This window comes from Candidatus Omnitrophota bacterium (genome assembly GCA_025453395.1).
Classification (GTDB): Bacteria; Omnitrophota; Gorgyraeia; order Gygaellales; family Profunditerraquicolaceae; genus JAlOQK01.
Map to the genome: position 1 here is coordinate 376,491 of JALOQK010000002.1, position 17,566 is coordinate 394,056.

Consider the following 17,566-nt stretch of genomic DNA (forward strand, 5'->3'; position numbering starts at 1 on the left):
TTTATCCTTTTATTCTCCTTGTGATCGCCCAGAAATAAAGCTTTAAATACGCAGGCATTAGTTTAAAGACTTTAAAATTTGATTTTCCTTTGGTCCTTTCATTCCAGGCTGTAGGGATCTGCGTGATTTTGTAGCCCATAAAATACGCCTTGAGCGGAATTTCCATGGATATCTCAAAACCCCGGGAATAAGTAGTAATGCTGTCTATTACTTCTTTTCTATACATCTTAAAGGCGTTAGTTATATCAGAAGTGGGAATTCCGATAAGAAAACGCGTGGATACCCCGGCAAAGGAAGATAAAAACGCCTTAAACGCCGAGCCCCCTTTGCGCGCGCCTGAATGGATATACCTTGAGCCGCAGGCGATATCAAAACCCTGTTTTATTTTTTCATATAACTGCGCAATATCATTTAAATCATCGCACAGATCTCCCATCACCGGCAAAAACACATCCCCCTTAGCGCTTTTAAAACCAAACCTTAAAGCATTAGCAAAACCTTTATCCGTGATATTATCCACTACCGAGAGGTTTTGATAATCTTTAAGCAAACTTAAAGCCAATTCACCGGTTTTATCGCTTGAGTGGTCGTTAACTATCAACAGCTCGTGCGGTATTTTCACGGTTTCTTCAATCTTGGCAATAACCTCGCAAATATTTTCTTCCTCGTTGTAAACTGGGACAATTATGGATAACTTCATATATTTAATTTATAAATACGGGTTTCTCTATTGTCAAAAACAAGCGTAAAATTTTCCGGGTGCGCTTTTGCCCATTGGTCCTCTATGGGAAAAACAAGCTGTTTTGTCTGATGCAAAGAATAGACAAAAAGATAACCGGCGCCTCTTCGCTTAAGGTTACCCAGCCAATCAGCATAACTTGCCATACCGCGATAATTGTTTGGCTGTTGAAAACTTAAATGCATATCCATAAAGTCAATCCCCCATTTATAACTGCTCTCTGGAAAATAATGCAGTTTTACCGGGTCAATCTTATTAACGGAAACATAAAAAACATTATTCTTGAAATTAGCCCCGTATAAGGGGAAAGGCACAGGCCTGCCGGTATAAGCAATATTATCAGTTTTTGTATTCTGGTTTAACCATTCCCACGCCTCTGTGGCATCCGGCCAAAAACCGGAAGATTTCACCATCTTTCTGTAGCGCGCAAACTCATTTTTCTGGTGATATTTTTGAGCAAAAACAAGGCTCAACAATATAAAAACCAAAATAAGCGGATAATGCGATTTCTTAAGCCTTAGCCTGAAGCTTGCGAAAAATAAAACCGCGGCAAGAACAAGCGAAATGACAAGTTCGATTTTCTTTGCCATCTCCGGGAACGAACATAAAAAACAAACAAAAACCGCCCAACGTATAATTTTTATAGGCACCTTCAATTGCCATATAATATAAAATGCCCAGGCCATGCTAATCCCAAAGAATGCATACAGGTATCTTAAGTTAGCTAACGGGATATAATAGCGGTAAACAAACCAGAATAATAACGGCATTACCGAGAAAAACCCCAGGATAAAATTTTTATTCTTCTCTTTGAATAATAAAAATACCGGAGCAAGAAATACCACCGGCAAAATAAAAATAACGGTCTGAAGGCCTAACCCCTCGCCGAAAAGTATTTTCTTTAAACTATAGGCACTGGAAGTAAAATGCGCGCGGTAAACCGCCATATCCATTACCCCGGGAAAAACAGCTTTACCAAATAAAGAGAAATTCAATGGATAAAAAGGATTACCGGTTTCTATAAAATTGCGCAGATAACTAAAAGCGCCAAAAATAAATATCAGGCCAATTGCTATCACGGGCAAATATATTTTCTTAAGGTTTCTCAGGCATATATAGCCGTAGGGAAGCGCCAAAAGAAAAGCATAAGGAAGCGCTATTGTCTTTACTCCGATCATAAGCCCGGCACTTATGGCAAATAAGATTGTATTCTTAAAGCTAAATTCCTTGGATAAAACAAACAGGTAATACAACCCGGATAAAAACAAACCCGCGACCATCAAATCAACATAGGCAATACTTATTTGACGGAAAAGATTCGGGATAACCGCGAACAAACACGCCCCATAAAATGAAACTTCCCTGTCCGCCTTGAAGAAACGGATAATTTTATATACCAACAACACAGATAACAGCCAAAATGGAAACTGCCCGGCATCTGCCAAAAAAACGCTTTTAAAAGGAAGGATCAACCAGAAATAATACAAACTTGCGTTAATCGGATAATATGTGGGGCTGGGGTCGTCACCCACAACAACCGGGATATTAAGATTGGCGTTTTTCAGCCACTGCACCGGAAAAGTCAAATGATAATTGATCGCATCCCAGCCCATTGGGGGATTTAACAGAACAACAGCCATTTTCACTAAAAGGAAACTTATTATTGAGGCGCAAATGAAGCGCTCTAATTTATTAAGCGGAAAATCTATCCGGCTTATGCGCTTATTTTTTTGGCGCGCGCAAGCTAATACCAAAACCAAAATGCCGCTGTGGACAAGGATAAGATTAGAAAAGGTAAGCCTCTCAAATACCCCTAATAGAATTTCAGTAAAGACAATTTGCGCGCTATATAATATAAAAGACGCGATACCGCATTCCAGCGCATTGGTTATTCTTAAAATGTTTTTGCTTAAGACAACCGCGCAGGTTAAAACAACAATATTGGAAAACAAAAACGCGATCATTGCCTTATATCATATAGTCTTGCGGTTATTAATATCCCGGAGGCAACAACCCTTATATAAACTGGCACGCCTTCAAACATATAAACACCGAGGTTTGTCCTATGGTATGGATTATTTTTGTCTTCTCTTCTTATCTGCGCCTGCAGGTTTAGCAGATCATAAGTTTTTCTTCCCTTCCGGACAGGCTTTAACGCTGCGGCACCCAAAAAAACGTAGTTTTTCTGGTTGGTATTAATATAAAACTTACACCGCGGATTCTTGGTAAAATCAAACTTCCCCATCCCATAAACAAGCGAAAGAAAATCCTGCGTATCAGGAAAAATCACGCGCCTGACCCCGTTTAAGGCCATAACCCCTGCGGCCTGGTCATAATAAACCTCTTTGATCTTTTGCCCATGATTGCTGGTAAATAACTCCTGACGGAAATAAACCGGATTTCCGGTTTTGGGATCAAGATAAGAATCAAGTTTCACATTGCCTTTAAAAAGAAACGCGATATTTTGCGTTGTCGCCGCCTCCATCGCAAGATGCAGCGCTTTCTTCCCGGAATATGTTTCTGCCTTTGGGCTTTTAACTACAGCCTCGGCGATGGGAATTAAATTAAATAAGTACACTTTATAGGCCAAATCACTGCTTTGCGCTTTATTAATCGGCGCATTAAGCTTATCAATAATGCCTGGAATATCGCTGTTGGCACGATAATTAAAAACCGCGATGACAAACCCGAAGGCTAAAATTAATAGAATAATTTTCTTCATAGGAACTTGCCCCCGCTTCTAAAATAAAGTATAAATAAAAGGCGCTACAACGGACGATTGCGAGAAAAAGATTAAAAGCCCCAAGAGAAGAAGCATCACCACTATCGGGGTCAGCCACCATTTCTTGCGTACTCTTAAAAACATCCAAAATTCTTTTAATATTGTAAACTTCCCCATACCCCCTCCTCCAGTAGAAAACTAAACACTTGATCCTCCGCCCAGTAAGGGCGTACTTTGCCTTCCGCCCCGCGGGGCGTACTTGGCAATCCTTATTGCCAAGGTTACGATAGGCAAAGGTACCATTAAAATTGGTGCAAATAACTTTCAGGGGTAAATTCCCCCTTCTCTTTTTTCTTCCAGTAAGTCTTACTATTCTTATCAATCTTTCTTTCCAATAAATCCTTGCCCAACAATCTTATCATTATTCCAATGGGTGTAAAAATAAGGTAAAACATAATGATCAACAAGATACGGGTATTTATCCAGCTTAAGATCTTTGCCAGCTTCATCCATAAAATATAAACCGGCTTTAAAACAAAAGGGCAAACTACCGCTAAAACAAGAAAAATTAGGGATATCGCTAATAGCCAATAATTGATATGCTTGTGAAAGAAAAAAACCAAGGCAAAAATAACTGCTAAGGCAACTGCCATAGTTAAGCCGAAATTTTTTAATGTCTTCTTATCAAATACAATATCCATAAGCTTAATCCAGTTCAAATTCCTTCTGCCAGGATGTATCCTTAGGCATTTGTTTTTGCTCTTTTTTATCCAAAAGATACTGCCCGATGATCAAATAATCCATTTCTGTGCGCATAAAACACCTGAAGGCATCCTGCGGGCTCTCCACTAACGGCTCACCGCGCACATTAAAAGAAGTATTGATGATTACCGGGCATCCGGTTTTCTTGAAGAACGCGTTTATGGTGTCATAGTAAAGCGGATTATCGCTTCTTTTCACCGTCTGAACACGCGCGGAATAATCTACGTGGGTTACCGCCTGAACAATAGAGCGCTCTATCCTTAATTTATCAAAGCCATTTGCCTTTTCTAATTCCAGCGGATTGCCAGAGCGCTTTTCTTTTTTTAAATCTGCGACAAGCAGCATATACGGGCTTTCGCAATCCATTTCAAACCACTTTCCCGCCTCTTCACTTAATACTGTGGGAGCAAATGGACGAAAAGATTCACGATATTTAATCTTAAGGTTCATTTTAGACTGCATTTGGGTGTTTCTGGCATCACCGATAATGCTTCTTGCGCCAAGGGCCCTTGGCCCATATTCCATCCTGCCCTGAAACCAGCCAATAATATTGCCGTTAATGATTAAATCCGCTGTTTTTTCCGGGATTTGCGCAAGATCTAGCTTATGATAAGGCACACTTTGAGTTTTCAGGAAATTTTCTACTTCCTCTTGGGCATATTCTGTCCCTAATAAAGACGATTTTTGACTATCGCTTACACTTTCTGGATTACGTGTTTTTCCTGAATAATTATGCCACCCCACCAAGGCTGCTCCCAATGCGCCCCCAGCGTCTCCGCTTGCCGGCTGGATCCAGATATTCTTGAAAATTCCCGCGCGTAATATCTTACCGTTACCGACACAATTTAAAGATACGCCTCCTGCCAAACAAAGATTCTCTTGCCCGGTAACTTGGCGCACATGACGCGCCATTTTAAGCATAATCTCTTCGGTAACCTGCTGGATTGACGCGGCAATATCCATATAATCTTGGGTAATTTTTGTTTCGGGCTTTCGCGGTAACATGCCAAATAACTTATCAAAGGCGCTGTTGGTCATTCTTAAGCCGTAGCCAAAGCCGAAATATTTCATATTCAGTTTAAAAGAGCCGTCATCTTTTAAATCTAAAAGCTTATCTCTAATTAAACAGGCAAACCTGGGTTCTCCATATGGGGCCAGCCCCATTAATTTGTATTCGCCGGAATTAACTTTAAACCCGCAGAAATAAGTAAACGCCGAATACAACAAACCCAAAGAATGCGGAAAACGAAGATAAGAATTTATCTCTAAAGAATTCCCCTTGCCTGTGCCAAAACTGGCGGTCTCCCACTCCCCAACCCCGTCCATAGTCAAAAATGCCGCGTTCTGGTAGGGCGAGGGATAAAACGCGCTGGCGGCATGCGCCTCGTGATGGCCGCAAAAAGCAATTTTACCCGTATATTCAAGCTTCTGGCGAATAATTTCCGGGATCCAAAGCTTCTGTTTTAACCATAAAGGCATTGCCTGCACAAATTGACTTATTCCTAATGGCGCGTAAGAAAGCGAAGCTTCAAGAATCCTCTCAAATTTTATGAAGGGCTTCTCATAAAAAACGATTAAATCCACGTCTTTAATAGAGATACCGGCGTATTTTAAACAAAAGGCTAAAGCATGGGCAGGGAAACTAAAATCATGCTTTTTACGCGTAAAACGCTCTTCCTGCGCGGCGGCAATGATTTTTCCGTCCTGCACAAGACAGCAGGCGCTATCGTGGTAAAAACATGAGATGCCTAATATATTCATTAAAGTTCGATTTTTTTAATGCCAAGCACGGCACACAGCCGGGCAAGCGTCCATAATGTAATATTCTTCCTGCCTTCTTCAATCTTGGAAATATCCGGCTGACGCATCCCTGTTTTAAGGGCCAATATTTTTTGGCTCCAACCAGCAGATATTCTTGCCTCTCTAATCAGATTGCCTATCTTTAGATAGAAAAAGGGTACAGACCCTTTTGGCATCCGCTTAGAATCATCTTGCCCCACAATCTGCTCATAAACAGCCTGCCACCAATTCCTAAAGTCGCTATTCTGCCCGTATTTTCTCCAATAAGTATTTATCTTAGGCCAAGTATCAACAAAGTCTTGTTTATGTATAATAGCAAAGACTTCTTTCGGCTTTTGACAGCGCGAAAGAAGATCAACTGCGCGCGGTATGAATTTCGGGTTATTTTTGTCTTTCAACGCGCCAGCTGCTTGCTTTAAGGTTTCCTGGTTTAAATTCCAGAAATATTTTGAAATGTTCATTCCATGGCCTCTTTGATAAATTTCTTAATTTCACTGTCCAGATGCGATATCATGTCACGGCTGTCAAATTTCTTATCATAGATGTCTAAATCCAAAAGAGATATTTTAAGGTCTCCCCGGGAAAACGACTGATACCAGCTAACCATGCCCCGTTGAAAATTAGCAGGCATTTTCTTTAAGAATACATGAAGCGGCGTAACTTCGTTTGACAGATAATATACGTCAAAAGCATCCCGAGCCTGATTCCTGCCGGTAGAAATTTCTCTGCCTAATTGATCTTGGACAAAACCTGTTCCCGCGATAGAAGCGATCTTCTGATAATATATATCTTCTGCCGAATAAACAGGTATCCCGTCAAAATGCAATATTTTTGGTTTCTTTAAGAGAACCTCTTCAACAAAATCAATCTTTAACGCTTTTTTGCCAGCGCCGCCAGAAAGAGAAAAAAACTTAACTCTGGCACTAAACGGTAAAACCATTTCCGAAACTAACTTGACCTTTACCCCTGTTTGCTTCTTAAAAACAGAAATTATGTCCCGGATTTCCTTTTCGCTAAATTTTACGGAGAATAAATCAAGGTCAAAAGAAAAACGGTGCTTAAGATAAAATAATTCCAATGCCGTCCCACCGGCAAGAGCAAAACAGCCCGCGCAGGTTGAGAATGCTTTTAATATGCTTTTCTGAAAATCCCGTATTTGACTATCCATCTCTATAGTTTATAAGTTATATTCAATATAGAGTATATACTATAGCAGGCATATTGTCAAGTTTTAATTCCCCTATTGTCCTGCCCCATAAAAAAGCTCAATTTTAGAAACTTAATTATAACAGAAATAAAAAGATTATAATAGGAAATTCTGCAGAAAATTGAATAAATATCCGGTAAGAATAATTGCCAAGGCGGTAACGGCAAAAAATATAGCGATAAGCTCTAAACGCATGGCGCGCCTTAACATTACAGCTTCAGGAAAGCTTAACGCGGATACTGCCATCATAAAAGAAAGCACGGTACCCAGAGGAAACCCTTTCTCAAATAAAGCCACTGCCACAGGCACAATCGCGGCGCAGCTGCCATAAAGAGGCACCCCGATCAAGGTAGCTATCGGAACCGAAAATAAGCCGGTCTTCCCGATAACATGCTCTATATTTTCTTTGGGAATATAATTGTGTATCAAAGCGCCAATGCCTACCCCGATCAATACCCAAAACCAGATTTTCCTGGTAATGGAAAACGCTTCACTTAGGCCAAAATCCAGACGGCTTTTAAAACTAGAATAAGAAATCTTATCCTGCTTAATATCCTCCTGGCTTGAAAAATCTTTTTCTAAATGGCGCTCCAGTTTCATCTTTCCCAGAACATAACCAGATACAATTCCAATAACCAAGCCGCTTAAAACATAAGCTAAGGCGATCTTCCAACCAAAGAATCCAAGCATTAAAACTACAAGGTATTCATTGATTATGGGCGAAGTAACAAGAAAGGAAAAAGTGATCCCCAACGGAATGCCTGCCTTAATAAAGCTTATAAATATGGGGATTGACGAACAAGAGCAAAATGGAGTAACCGCCCCGAATAAAGCGGAAAAGAAATACCCGAAAAGCCCTCTTTTAGCCAGCCATTGTTTAATCGTATTTTGCGCGATGTAAGTGCGCAAGACTCCGATTACGCTGATCATGGCAAAAAGAAGAAATATTATCTTCAGCGAATCATAGAGAAAGAAATTTACTGCTTGCGCCCATAGAGCTTCAGGAGGCAGGCGTAAAACTGAATAGGTCAGCCTGTCTATTAAGGATTGCAGCACGAATCATCCTTTTCTTCTTTCTTGCCCGCACAACAACACGGTTGTTTCTTGGCCTGCTCCTGCATTTTTTTATCCAAGCTCTGCATTAATCTGGCCCAGAACCCTTTTTTAACATTTGCCGCATTATTCTTGTTTTCCATCATATTCCTCCTCTAGATATGCGCACCTTATTCTTAGTTAGCCCTATAGACATCTCTGCGATGCCACACCTTAACGATATAAACAATCAAGATTTTATCCTCAATAGAATAGAGAATGCGGTAATTCCCACAGCGGACACGATATTTTTCCCCAGCGGATAATTTCTTGCAATCGTACGGGCGAGGGTTTTCGGAAAGAGACTCAATAGCCGCGGATTTTTTAATCTCTACCTTATATCTTCCCATCGGCTTTTAGTTTCTTCAAGAGTGCTTCGTAAGATATGGTTGGTTCTTTGGCCCTTTTGGCAAATACAGCCAAATCTTCCTGGTCTTCTGCTAGTTCATGGCGGATAGCCGCATTAACAATATCGGAAATAGACTGGTCGGTTTCAATGGCCATAAACTTAAGCACTCTGTGGATTGCCGGGTCAAAATATATGGTAGAACGTTTTGTTAACATATTCATTCCTCCTTTATCTTACGAGGAAAGAATAGCATCATAATGTCATAATGTCATAATGTCAAGATGTTTCATGTCTGCCGGCAGGCACACTTCAAGCTATCTATAAATTTCCTTTCTATGGCCCAAGTCAATAATGTAGATTACCGGCTTGTTTTTCTGAATCATATAAATAACCCTATAATCTCCTATGCGAAGTGAATATGCGCCAAAAAGCCTTCCTTTTAAGCTTTTCCCCTGCAAGGGATTTATTTTGAGGCCTTCTATTGCGGTTATCAAGCGGGAATAGAGTTTTTTATCAATTGTATAAATCTTCTCAAGCTGTTTGGATGCGCTATGAGAAAATTCGATTTTATACATTTGCCTTCTTCTCTAATTTGCGGCGCAACTGCTCCATTGATATAGTTTTACCCGCGGCTATTTCCTTTTTTGCTTTTCGGATCCGTTTTACCGCATCTTTATCAGAAAGGATTTCAATTGTTTCAAGTAAACCTTCGAAATCATCCGGGTTTATCATTACCGCGACTGGCCTTCCTCTTTTAATCACAACATAGCGGTCTAGTCTGGAGTCAATATTCTTGATAACCGCCGGTAACTCCGGCCGCAGCTTCTTTAAACTGATCGTATTTACCATACTTTTCACCTCCAGACAAAGTATACACTATTATGTATACTTTGTCAAAACCTTTTGATAAACTCCAAAAGGTTACCGAATTATTGAGCTAGTACAACCGTCCCCTTTATTCTTGCAAATCCGCTGGTAGCACATCCAATCAAGCCTAAGCACAAAAAAAATTAATGCTCTTTTCAGCATTTTCATTTTCAGGAACGACTCAGAGACGGTATCCCGAACAAAACGGAAACCGTATGTATCTTTTTATTTTTCTCTTAATACAGAGGTAATATCTCCATAACTACCTGTGCCATAAATCCCATACCATCTTCCGAAACGTTCATATTTCGAAAGTAAACCATCAGTAAAAGTTACGCGAGATTTTTCCCCGGTTTCTGGCTCAGTAAAATATATAACGTTTCCCTCCTCTTTCGTAATATAATCGCGGAATAAATTCTTAAAATCATCGATGGTCATGCCTACATAAATTTTTGTTTCAATATTGTTTCGCCAAAATTGTTCTCGCTTATTCGCTTCTTTCACTGATTCATCTACCTGCCTTTTTGCCCTATCTGTTAATGTTTTATCGATCTTTTCCATTGAATAACAAGGGACCAGGTTAATAGTTAAAAAAATAATTACAAATAATAATTCCCTCATTTTTTATCTACCTCTGCATTGGCGATTCCAGACATTCCAAATCCACCATTAATACCGTATATAGAAGTTGAAATAACATAAGAAGAGGTTCCTTGGGATAAAGTCGCACCAAATGCGCCTGCTGCGCTCATGCCCCCTGCCATCAAGCTATTGAATGTAGCCTGATGACAAGTTGCAGTCCAAGGCATAGCATAAATTGCTCCCTTTAACGGTGATATTAACGAAGTATTAACTGCTGAATCCCATAGCTTACCATTAAAATTTACTAAAGCTGCGGTGTGTCTTATATTCAATGCTGACATTACTTGTTCTACGCCTGGCGTGCCTTTAAAAGCTATATCAGAAGCAACGAGACCTTGTTGTGTGTAATCAAATTTTGCCGTTAAACTTGAGCCATCTTCAACAGTCGATTTAAGATAATTCGCAGAAGAACCTCCTCTTCCTAATTTAATATCTTTTCCAAGGTCAGCAAATTCACCGCCTTGATTTTCTGGCTTAGTATAATTGGGGCCGCTAGTATTAGCAGGCATCGTTATGGAAGACAATCCCATAAAAATACCAGAAGCAAGAACGGTATGTGACACTAATGACGAAAAGAAGTTCGCAACTCCCGGCGGCATTCCCAAAATATCATCAAAGACTTCTTTCCCAAGCCATTTAGTAAATTTCCTACCCTCTCCGGTGCCTAATATCCCTGAAGCCCCGGCTGCCGAAGCTCCAACAGTGCCTGCTACGTTCATAAAGCCATATTGCGCGATTAATGGAGCAAAAGACGGCATGAAGAAGACAGTAACCACTGCAGCTATAAAACTAATTACTGGCTGAAATATTGCCTTCCAGAACTTACTAAACCAGCTATGTCCGGTAGGATCCACATAATTCAGCGGATTATTCCTGCAATAGCTGTATCTGTTCAACGATTGGGGGTCGTAGGGAGCTTGGACGATGGTGTCGGTGGTGATGAAGCGGCCGATCTCTGGATCATAATACCGTGCGCCGTAGAAGTAGAGTCCGCTTGCGTCCAGTTCCTTGCCGGTGAACTTATGGGTTACCAGAGATGAAGGACGAGAGACGATGGACGAAGCAACTTGTCCATAGGGCATGTATTCATAATGTTCAGCCAAATTCCCATTTGCATCAGTAATTACATTAGAGCTTCCTAAATGGTCAGAATGATAGAAGGATACGTCTTTCGTCCCTCCTCCCTCATTCTTCGTAACCGTGCATACACGATTAGCTCCAGCAAAGATATGCTTAACTATTGCTTTTGGACTATCGGTTGTGGAGCGCACTTCATACAATGAGCCGATATAAGTTGTGAGGTCTGCTTTTCCGGTATTGTCATAAGTTGACTTACGAACTCTTCCTCCATCGCCGTCATACATGTAATCTTCGGTCCAGGGGCCATTTACTACATGGGTGAGGCGATTTTCCAGATCGTAGATTAATCTTCTTCCTTTATGAGAGATCATGTTGCCATTGGCATCGTAATCATAGGAATAGCCGTTGGCAGAAGTAACTGCGTGCGGCCGTGAGCTTTCATAGCGCATTTCACCTATGTCTGACTTATAGGTCATATTTCCGATTGCATCATAGCGGAAATAAAAATCAGTGTATCCGCCTTGTGGGCTTGGGGTATTGCGGGCTTGGATTAATCTGTCCAAATCATCATAATCATATTGCCTTATATTTGAGGTAAGGTTATCAGTTAAGGTAGTAATGTTACCGTTTGAATCAAAGTCGTAGTTTAGGTCTTGTAGATTTGTCTGTCCTCTGACTTCTGTCGTCTGGATTCTGGATAGCCGTAAATCTTGCCCGTAGGTATATTCGGTTTTGGTATTATTTCCGTAAGAAATATTTTTAATTTGTCCTTTGGCATTGTAGGTTATATCTTTGACATAAGTGTTGGTATTATTATAAACTTTTTCCAAAAGCCCTGAATTTGTATCATAGGCATAGTTAACCACCTCACCATCAGGATAGGTAAGCTTGGTTAAGCGGTCTAAGATGTCGTATTCGCGCTCTACTGTATAAGAGAAGCTGTCGGTGTCATTGATGGTCTTAGTGGATTTGGTTTCTCTTCCTAAGATGTCATAGAAAAATTCAGTTTTAGAGTATCCATCATTTACTTTGGAGAGTCTTCCTATGCAATTTGGTTTTGAGGTATCATCATATATATAGCTAACTTCTGACTTCTGTCCTCCGACATCTGACATCTGCTTGTTTACTAATCTATTAAGAACATCATATTCAAAAGTTATTACTTGGTTTTTGGCATCAGTTTGTTTGACAAGGTTACCTAGTTCATCATATTCATAACTCCATGTTCCCATATCCGGGTCAATCATCTTTAGTTTTTTTCCGGAAGAGTCATAGAATATCTGGGTAATATTTCCGTAGTGGTCAGTAGTCTTGATAAGGTTATTCTGGATATCGTAGTCGTATTTGGTTTTAAATATTCCATCGGAAGTAAATTCTGTAATTTCAATGGGATTACCGTTAATATCTTTGAGGGTTCCTTTTCGTTTGCCGCGCGGGTCAGTAGTTTCGGTGTAAACAGGTGTAATATAACTAACACTAGCTTCGGCGTCCTTTAGGGTACCCGGGAAGTCAGATATGGTTTTCTTAACTCTGCCGCGGATATCGTATTCATAGACAATGTAAGAAATATTATCTTCGGATTCATCTATGTAATGGGCTAAGGATTCCTTTTCGTTTAGGCCTCTATTGTTAAAATATACTTCGCTAGTTACTTCTCTTGGGCCTGTTCCATCCTCACCTTGTGAAACAGTCTTGTATTTTCTGCCTAAACCGTCAATATATTCCTTGCTGTAGAATCCGCCGGGCTTGGTAGTTATCTTGGTATTGAAATCTGGATAACTGTAACTAGTAGTTATTTCATCTTTAGCGTTTTTAACGTATTCTACTCTTCCCAAGGAATCATAAGAAGTCCGGGTAACAACGCCATTTGTGTCTTTGACAGTCTTTACCGCGCCAAAACGCGTGTCGTAGGTATATTCAATACTTTGATCCAAAGCATTGCTAACTTTGCTGGGGTAAGTGTAGAATTCGGTTTCATACTCGGTAATAACACTATTTCCTTTGGCGTTGGTTGTAGTAGTAAGATTACCGAACATATCATAGAAATATGTTGTGGAAGCTGTAGTTTGCGTGCTTGTGATAGGATTAGTGATGTATAATATTTCTTTAAATAGATTTCCCTTAATGTCATATTCAAAAGTTTTCCGGGAAACAGTAATTAAATCTTTATCTTTGAGAATAGTTTCTGTAGGTCGGTTAAAACCCTGTCCGTTAGTGCCAACTGTGTAGGCTTGGGCGTAATTTGTAAGAATAGATTTTTCATCGCCAGTTTTATCTAAGTCGCCGTATTCTTGAGTCGTAATAACATTTCCAATATTGTCATAATCAAAGGTTTGCTTTGTAGAGAGGCTGGTAGTATTTTCTTCCCAGACAGTAGTATTTTGTTCTTTAACATAGGGAAAGCCTAAGAGATTAGTGGATGAGCCGGATTTTTTTACTTCATAGGTATTGATGCTTTCGCTTATTTTGCAATTGTTTCCATCATAAGAGATGATTTTTTCTATCTGGCCCTTTAAAGCACCGTCCTGCTCTGGGGTTTTTCCTTGATAAAAGTAAGTTTCGCTATAATTCTTAGTTATGGGGTCTTTAACTGTAACTTTGGCAAAGCCGCGGAATTCGCGCTCTAAGGCGTCGTAATAACCTCCGGAAAAGATGAAGTTTTGAGTATAGGTTGCAGGTGACAGGCCAATAGTATTTATGGAAGATACGGAATTTGCCACATAGACCGGAAATGGCAGAACCGGATTGTCCCCGGTTGCGGCGTAGGTATACACGATTTTGGTCTTTCCGCCAATACCGTTATCAATGTCGGTTAAAAGATCTGCTGGCTTGTTGGTAGATAGTTTAGTGTTCCAGCGGTTAATACCTTGATCATCTCGGTCAAAGCAGGCGGCGTCAGTTACTCCATCGCCGTTAAAATCCCCAACGGTGGCGGATTCATCATTGGAAGAGCCGAAAGATTCCAGCCATTTATCAGCCTGAGGGATGAATTTGTTGCCAGTTGAGAGAGCGTAATACCAGTTACCGGATTTGTCCCAATAGCCAAGATCAGTTAGGCCGTCATTATTAAAATCAGCTGGAATGATATCTTGCTCTGAGGCAAAACCAGACGCCCAGTTAGTTTCATCTACAAAGGCGCTGGTATTAGAAAAGGCAACCCGGACTTCCCCGCCTTGTTTCTTGAGTAATAAGATATCACTTAGGCCGTCGCCATTGAAGTCACCGGATGTGGCAGTGTAACCAGTGCCAAGAGTAGCCCAAGTAGCAAATTCTCCAAAGCCAGTTGCGCTTCCTAAGGCAACTTTTATTTCGCCTGTGTCTTTGTTATAGAGGGCAAAATCAGTGTATTTGTCAGCATTAAAGTTTGAGGTTACCGGCTGCCAGGAGTAGCTAGCGAAAGGCACAGTTAATACTGTTGTGCCGGTTGTAAAGCTTGAGCCTGTGGAATAGGCGATTTTTAATTCACCGGTAGCATTATTGTAAACACCGATATCTGATTTGCCATCAGCATTAAAATCCCCGCCTATGGGCCACCAGTCGCGGGAATTACCAAAACCAGTTGTCCAATCCACCGCGTTTCTAAAAATTCCTTTATCGGACAGGCAGATTTCCCAAGTGCCGCTGTCGGAATTATGAAGGCCCAAATCAGTTAAGGCATCGCCGTTAAAATCTCCCATGATCGGGTTAATCGCGTTTCTGTCGGCATTAGGATCAACAACATCTACACCTTGCTCTTTGGTTGTAGATAGGCCGTTTATGTCAGTGACAATAACAGTTATTTTGTGGTCGCCGATATTGGTAAATGAGGTATTGGCAGTATGGGTATTGGTGATATTTCCGGATTCAAGTTCTGTAGTATCTTTTTTGATTATATAGGTAAGCGTGTCATTGTCCGGGTCAGAGGCGGTAATATTTATGTCAAACTGCTCATTAGGGCTTACTGTGTATTTGGACAATTCTAATTTTACTTCTGGCGGGCCGTTTATGTTGTTGATGGTTACTTTGCAAGTGGTGCTTGTAGTGTCAATTCCGTCTGAAGCAGTGACGATGATATTGTATGTGCCAGAACTTTTATAATCTGTTAACCAATAACCTTGAGTGTTAAAGGGCGAGGAAAAATAAAAGACTATTGGGTCGCTGTCAGCATCTGTGGCTTGCGGGTTAATTACCGCGGTTTGGCCTTCGTTTACGGTAATATCAGCTATTGGTGAAATTACCGGCGGATTATTGGAGTTTCCGATGTTGATGGTTATTTCATCTGTGTCAGATAGGCCCGTGGGATCAGTTACGGTTACCTTTACTAAATAGTGGCCATTGGAATTAGCTCCTGTTTGCCAGGTGGCTTCAGAATACCAAAACCCGTTTTCCTGCCAGCGGCGGGTTTCGGTGAAGAAGTTGTTGTAGGTAAAAACCAAATTCCCTGCGTCAGGGTCTTGGGCAGTAACAAAAAGCGTAATGGTGCCGCCTTCTTTGATTATTGAGGGAGTAACTGCCATATCAATGATGGCAGGTTTGTCTGGGCCAATTGGGTCTTCTACGCGAAGAGCAACCTTGTTGCTTTTGGTAGAATTGTATTCGCTGTCAGTGGCAGTGAAATAGACTTTCTCAAAACCGATGTAGCCTTCGGGCTGTTCAAAACTTACTATGTGGGTTGCAGGGTCTATGGAGATTTTTATATTAGAGTTTCCAGAGACGGTATAGGTTAAGCTGCTGCCGTCAGGACTGGAGAAATAATTGTCTAGATCAAATGCAGATTCTTTTTTGGTGTTTTTCTGCCAGGTTTGAAATGGGATTTTTTGGGTTAAGACAGGCGGATTGGATTGCAAGGTAGCCACAAAACCGCTTGTTAGAGTGAAGTTGGCGCTTGTTGATTTGCCTAAGATTGGCTCGCCGATAGTTGCCAAGGGAAGCTTGGTAGATATTGAAGATTGCGCTTGCCCTCCTTGAGCAATGCCAGAGGTAAGTTTGTAGCTTGCGCTTTGCGAGATAAATGCCAGCGCCTCTCTTCCCGGGCCAAAGGTGGCTAGGTGAAGAAAAATTAGAGTTAGCGAGAGGATTCTTTTAAGCATAATTATTGTTATTCAAGGGCTAACATTATTATTCTTGCGTAACAATTATTCCCAGTGATTTCATTACCGGCTGCGTTTAATACGTTAACCATTATTCCATGTATCCCGGTTCTAATGGATATAGTAGTATTAGTTAGCCCGCACATTACAATTCCTCTTTGCAGATCAAAACCAAACAACTGCCTTTCTGTTGTGCACCATCCACTACCGTCAGAATTTTGGGCTATATATATCTGGATGATAACTTTGGTTGTCCCTAAGTTATGAGTTCTATCATATTTTGTTCCAGTAGTAACAGCAAACCAACCGCTATCGTAAGTTTTTAAACCTATTACCGATTGAGGAATTTTTCCATTGTTATCCAGAGGTAATATTTTATTTGCGACTGGCGCTGTACTTACGCCTACATTCCCCACTGTATTTGCGTCTTCTGCCTTTTCCGCTCTTATTGCATACCCAGCACTAGCAATTCTCTGTCTTGGATTCATTACTTCATTTCCCACTTTAATTTCTAAGAAATATGGCTTGTCAAAAGCAAGTCCAAGGTTAGTCACTGATCCAAGAAGAATATTAAAGATTCCTTTCTGAACTAATACTCCGGCTTGGGTTTCCTCCCAGAGTAGATTTCCGGCAGTTTCCGCGTCGTAAATACGAAAGGTAATCGCGTAGGAGCCGTTTAACGGCGCGCCGCTTGGGTCGGTGAGCCGGCCTTGGTAATTTAAGAGATGAGGAACAGCTGCGTAGGTTAAAGGACAGATGACAGAAGACAGAAGACAGAAGACAGAAAAAACAAAGCATCGAGTTCTAATTTTCATTTAAGACCTCCTTAGTTTTCCAATTAGTCATTAATTTATACAACATAGCGTTGAGCTGGTCATACTGAATATTCAAATTATCGTGATCTTCTTTTGAAATATACTGGCAATCTAAAGAAAAATCTAACCAGCCTCGCGTTTCTTCGCTTGATCCAAGTGCGTCATTGAGGTGCCTAATAAACAATTGTTCGTACCTTCTTTTGGCAAATCCTTCTCTAATATTTATAGCCACCGATCGAGAAGATCTTCGTATCTGATCAGTCAATGAATAAGTTTCTTCCTTACGAAATTTCTTGGTTAATTCAAATATTTCCATGGCCAATTTGTAAGACATTTGGTAAACCTTTAAATCCAGTGCCTTTTTAATCCCTTGATTATCCATGTCTTCTTTTTATTTCTGTCTTCCGTCTTCTGACTTCTGT

At 40.6% G+C, this 17,566-nt stretch carries 18 protein-coding genes; all 18 read right to left on the reverse strand.

Annotated elements, in window-relative coordinates; translation table 11 throughout:
- Position 1 precedes the first annotated feature (1 nt).
- Positions 2-700, reverse strand: coding sequence for a glycosyltransferase (locus MUF05_03200; GenBank protein MCU0666083.1), 699 nt, complete (start codon positions 698-700; stop codon positions 2-4).
- Complete coding sequence (locus MUF05_03205) at positions 697-2,703, reverse strand: DUF2079 domain-containing protein (GenBank protein ID MCU0666084.1); 2,007 nt, start codon at positions 2,701-2,703, stop codon at positions 697-699. The genes MUF05_03200 and MUF05_03205 overlap by 4 nt, the downstream gene beginning before the upstream one ends.
- Positions 2,700-3,461, reverse strand: a complete 762-nt coding sequence (locus MUF05_03210) for a DUF3108 domain-containing protein (GenBank protein ID MCU0666085.1) — start codon at positions 3,459-3,461, stop codon at positions 2,700-2,702. Before MUF05_03210 ends, MUF05_03205 begins: the two co-directional genes overlap by 4 nt.
- 18 nt (positions 3,462-3,479) lie before the next feature.
- On the reverse strand, positions 3,480-3,638 hold the full coding sequence (locus tag MUF05_03215) for a DUF5989 family protein (protein MCU0666086.1): 159 nt from the start codon (positions 3,636-3,638) through the stop codon (positions 3,480-3,482).
- Between the two features lie 125 nt (positions 3,639-3,763).
- Positions 3,764-4,162, reverse strand: a complete 399-nt coding sequence (locus tag MUF05_03220) for an SxtJ family membrane protein (GenBank protein ID MCU0666087.1) — start codon at positions 4,160-4,162, stop codon at positions 3,764-3,766.
- Between the two features lie 4 nt (positions 4,163-4,166).
- Positions 4,167-5,984: a carbamoyltransferase gene (locus tag MUF05_03225; protein MCU0666088.1), complete on the reverse strand. Its 1,818-nt coding sequence runs from the start codon at positions 5,982-5,984 to the stop codon at positions 4,167-4,169.
- A complete protein-coding gene (locus tag MUF05_03230) occupies positions 5,984-6,484 on the reverse strand; it encodes a helix-turn-helix domain-containing protein (GenBank protein ID MCU0666089.1) in 501 nt (166 codons plus the stop codon). Before MUF05_03230 ends, MUF05_03225 begins: the two co-directional genes overlap by 1 nt.
- The gene (locus MUF05_03235) at positions 6,481-7,191 is read right to left on the reverse strand and encodes a nucleotidyl transferase AbiEii/AbiGii toxin family protein (GenBank protein MCU0666090.1); all 711 of its coding nucleotides are present in this window, start codon (positions 7,189-7,191) and stop codon (positions 6,481-6,483) included. Before MUF05_03235 ends, MUF05_03230 begins: the two co-directional genes overlap by 4 nt.
- A gap of 135 nt (positions 7,192-7,326) precedes the next feature.
- Entirely contained in the window at positions 7,327-8,286 is a 960-nt protein-coding gene (locus tag MUF05_03240; protein MCU0666091.1) for a permease, read from the reverse strand.
- Positions 8,271-8,426, reverse strand: a complete 156-nt coding sequence (locus MUF05_03245; protein ID MCU0666092.1) for a hypothetical protein — start codon at positions 8,424-8,426, stop codon at positions 8,271-8,273. The genes MUF05_03240 and MUF05_03245 overlap by 16 nt, the downstream gene beginning before the upstream one ends.
- 33 nt (positions 8,427-8,459) lie before the next feature.
- Positions 8,460-8,672 (reverse strand): type II toxin-antitoxin system RelE/ParE family toxin, encoded by a 213-nt coding sequence (locus MUF05_03250; protein ID MCU0666093.1) that lies wholly within the window; start codon positions 8,670-8,672, stop codon positions 8,460-8,462.
- Complete coding sequence (locus MUF05_03255) at positions 8,659-8,892, reverse strand: CopG family transcriptional regulator (protein ID MCU0666094.1); 234 nt, start codon at positions 8,890-8,892, stop codon at positions 8,659-8,661. Before MUF05_03255 ends, MUF05_03250 begins: the two co-directional genes overlap by 14 nt.
- A gap of 93 nt (positions 8,893-8,985) precedes the next feature.
- Positions 8,986-9,246 carry a type II toxin-antitoxin system RelE/ParE family toxin gene (locus tag MUF05_03260; GenBank protein ID MCU0666095.1) on the reverse strand — a complete coding sequence of 87 codons (261 nt, stop codon included), beginning with the start codon at positions 9,244-9,246 and terminating at the stop codon, positions 8,986-8,988.
- The gene (locus tag MUF05_03265) at positions 9,239-9,520 is read right to left on the reverse strand and encodes a type II toxin-antitoxin system Phd/YefM family antitoxin (GenBank protein MCU0666096.1); all 282 of its coding nucleotides are present in this window, start codon (positions 9,518-9,520) and stop codon (positions 9,239-9,241) included. Before MUF05_03265 ends, MUF05_03260 begins: the two co-directional genes overlap by 8 nt.
- A 243-nt stretch (positions 9,521-9,763) precedes the next feature.
- Positions 9,764-10,099, reverse strand: a complete 336-nt coding sequence (locus tag MUF05_03270; protein MCU0666097.1) for a hypothetical protein — start codon at positions 10,097-10,099, stop codon at positions 9,764-9,766.
- Between the two features lie 56 nt (positions 10,100-10,155).
- Positions 10,156-16,329 (reverse strand): FG-GAP-like repeat-containing protein, encoded by a 6,174-nt coding sequence (locus MUF05_03275; protein ID MCU0666098.1) that lies wholly within the window; start codon positions 16,327-16,329, stop codon positions 10,156-10,158.
- Between the two features lie 8 nt (positions 16,330-16,337).
- On the reverse strand, positions 16,338-17,144 hold the full coding sequence (locus tag MUF05_03280) for a hypothetical protein (protein ID MCU0666099.1): 807 nt from the start codon (positions 17,142-17,144) through the stop codon (positions 16,338-16,340).
- A complete protein-coding gene (locus MUF05_03285) occupies positions 17,134-17,526 on the reverse strand; it encodes a four helix bundle protein (protein MCU0666100.1) in 393 nt (130 codons plus the stop codon). Before MUF05_03285 ends, MUF05_03280 begins: the two co-directional genes overlap by 11 nt.
- Positions 17,527-17,566: the final 40 nt, after the last annotated feature.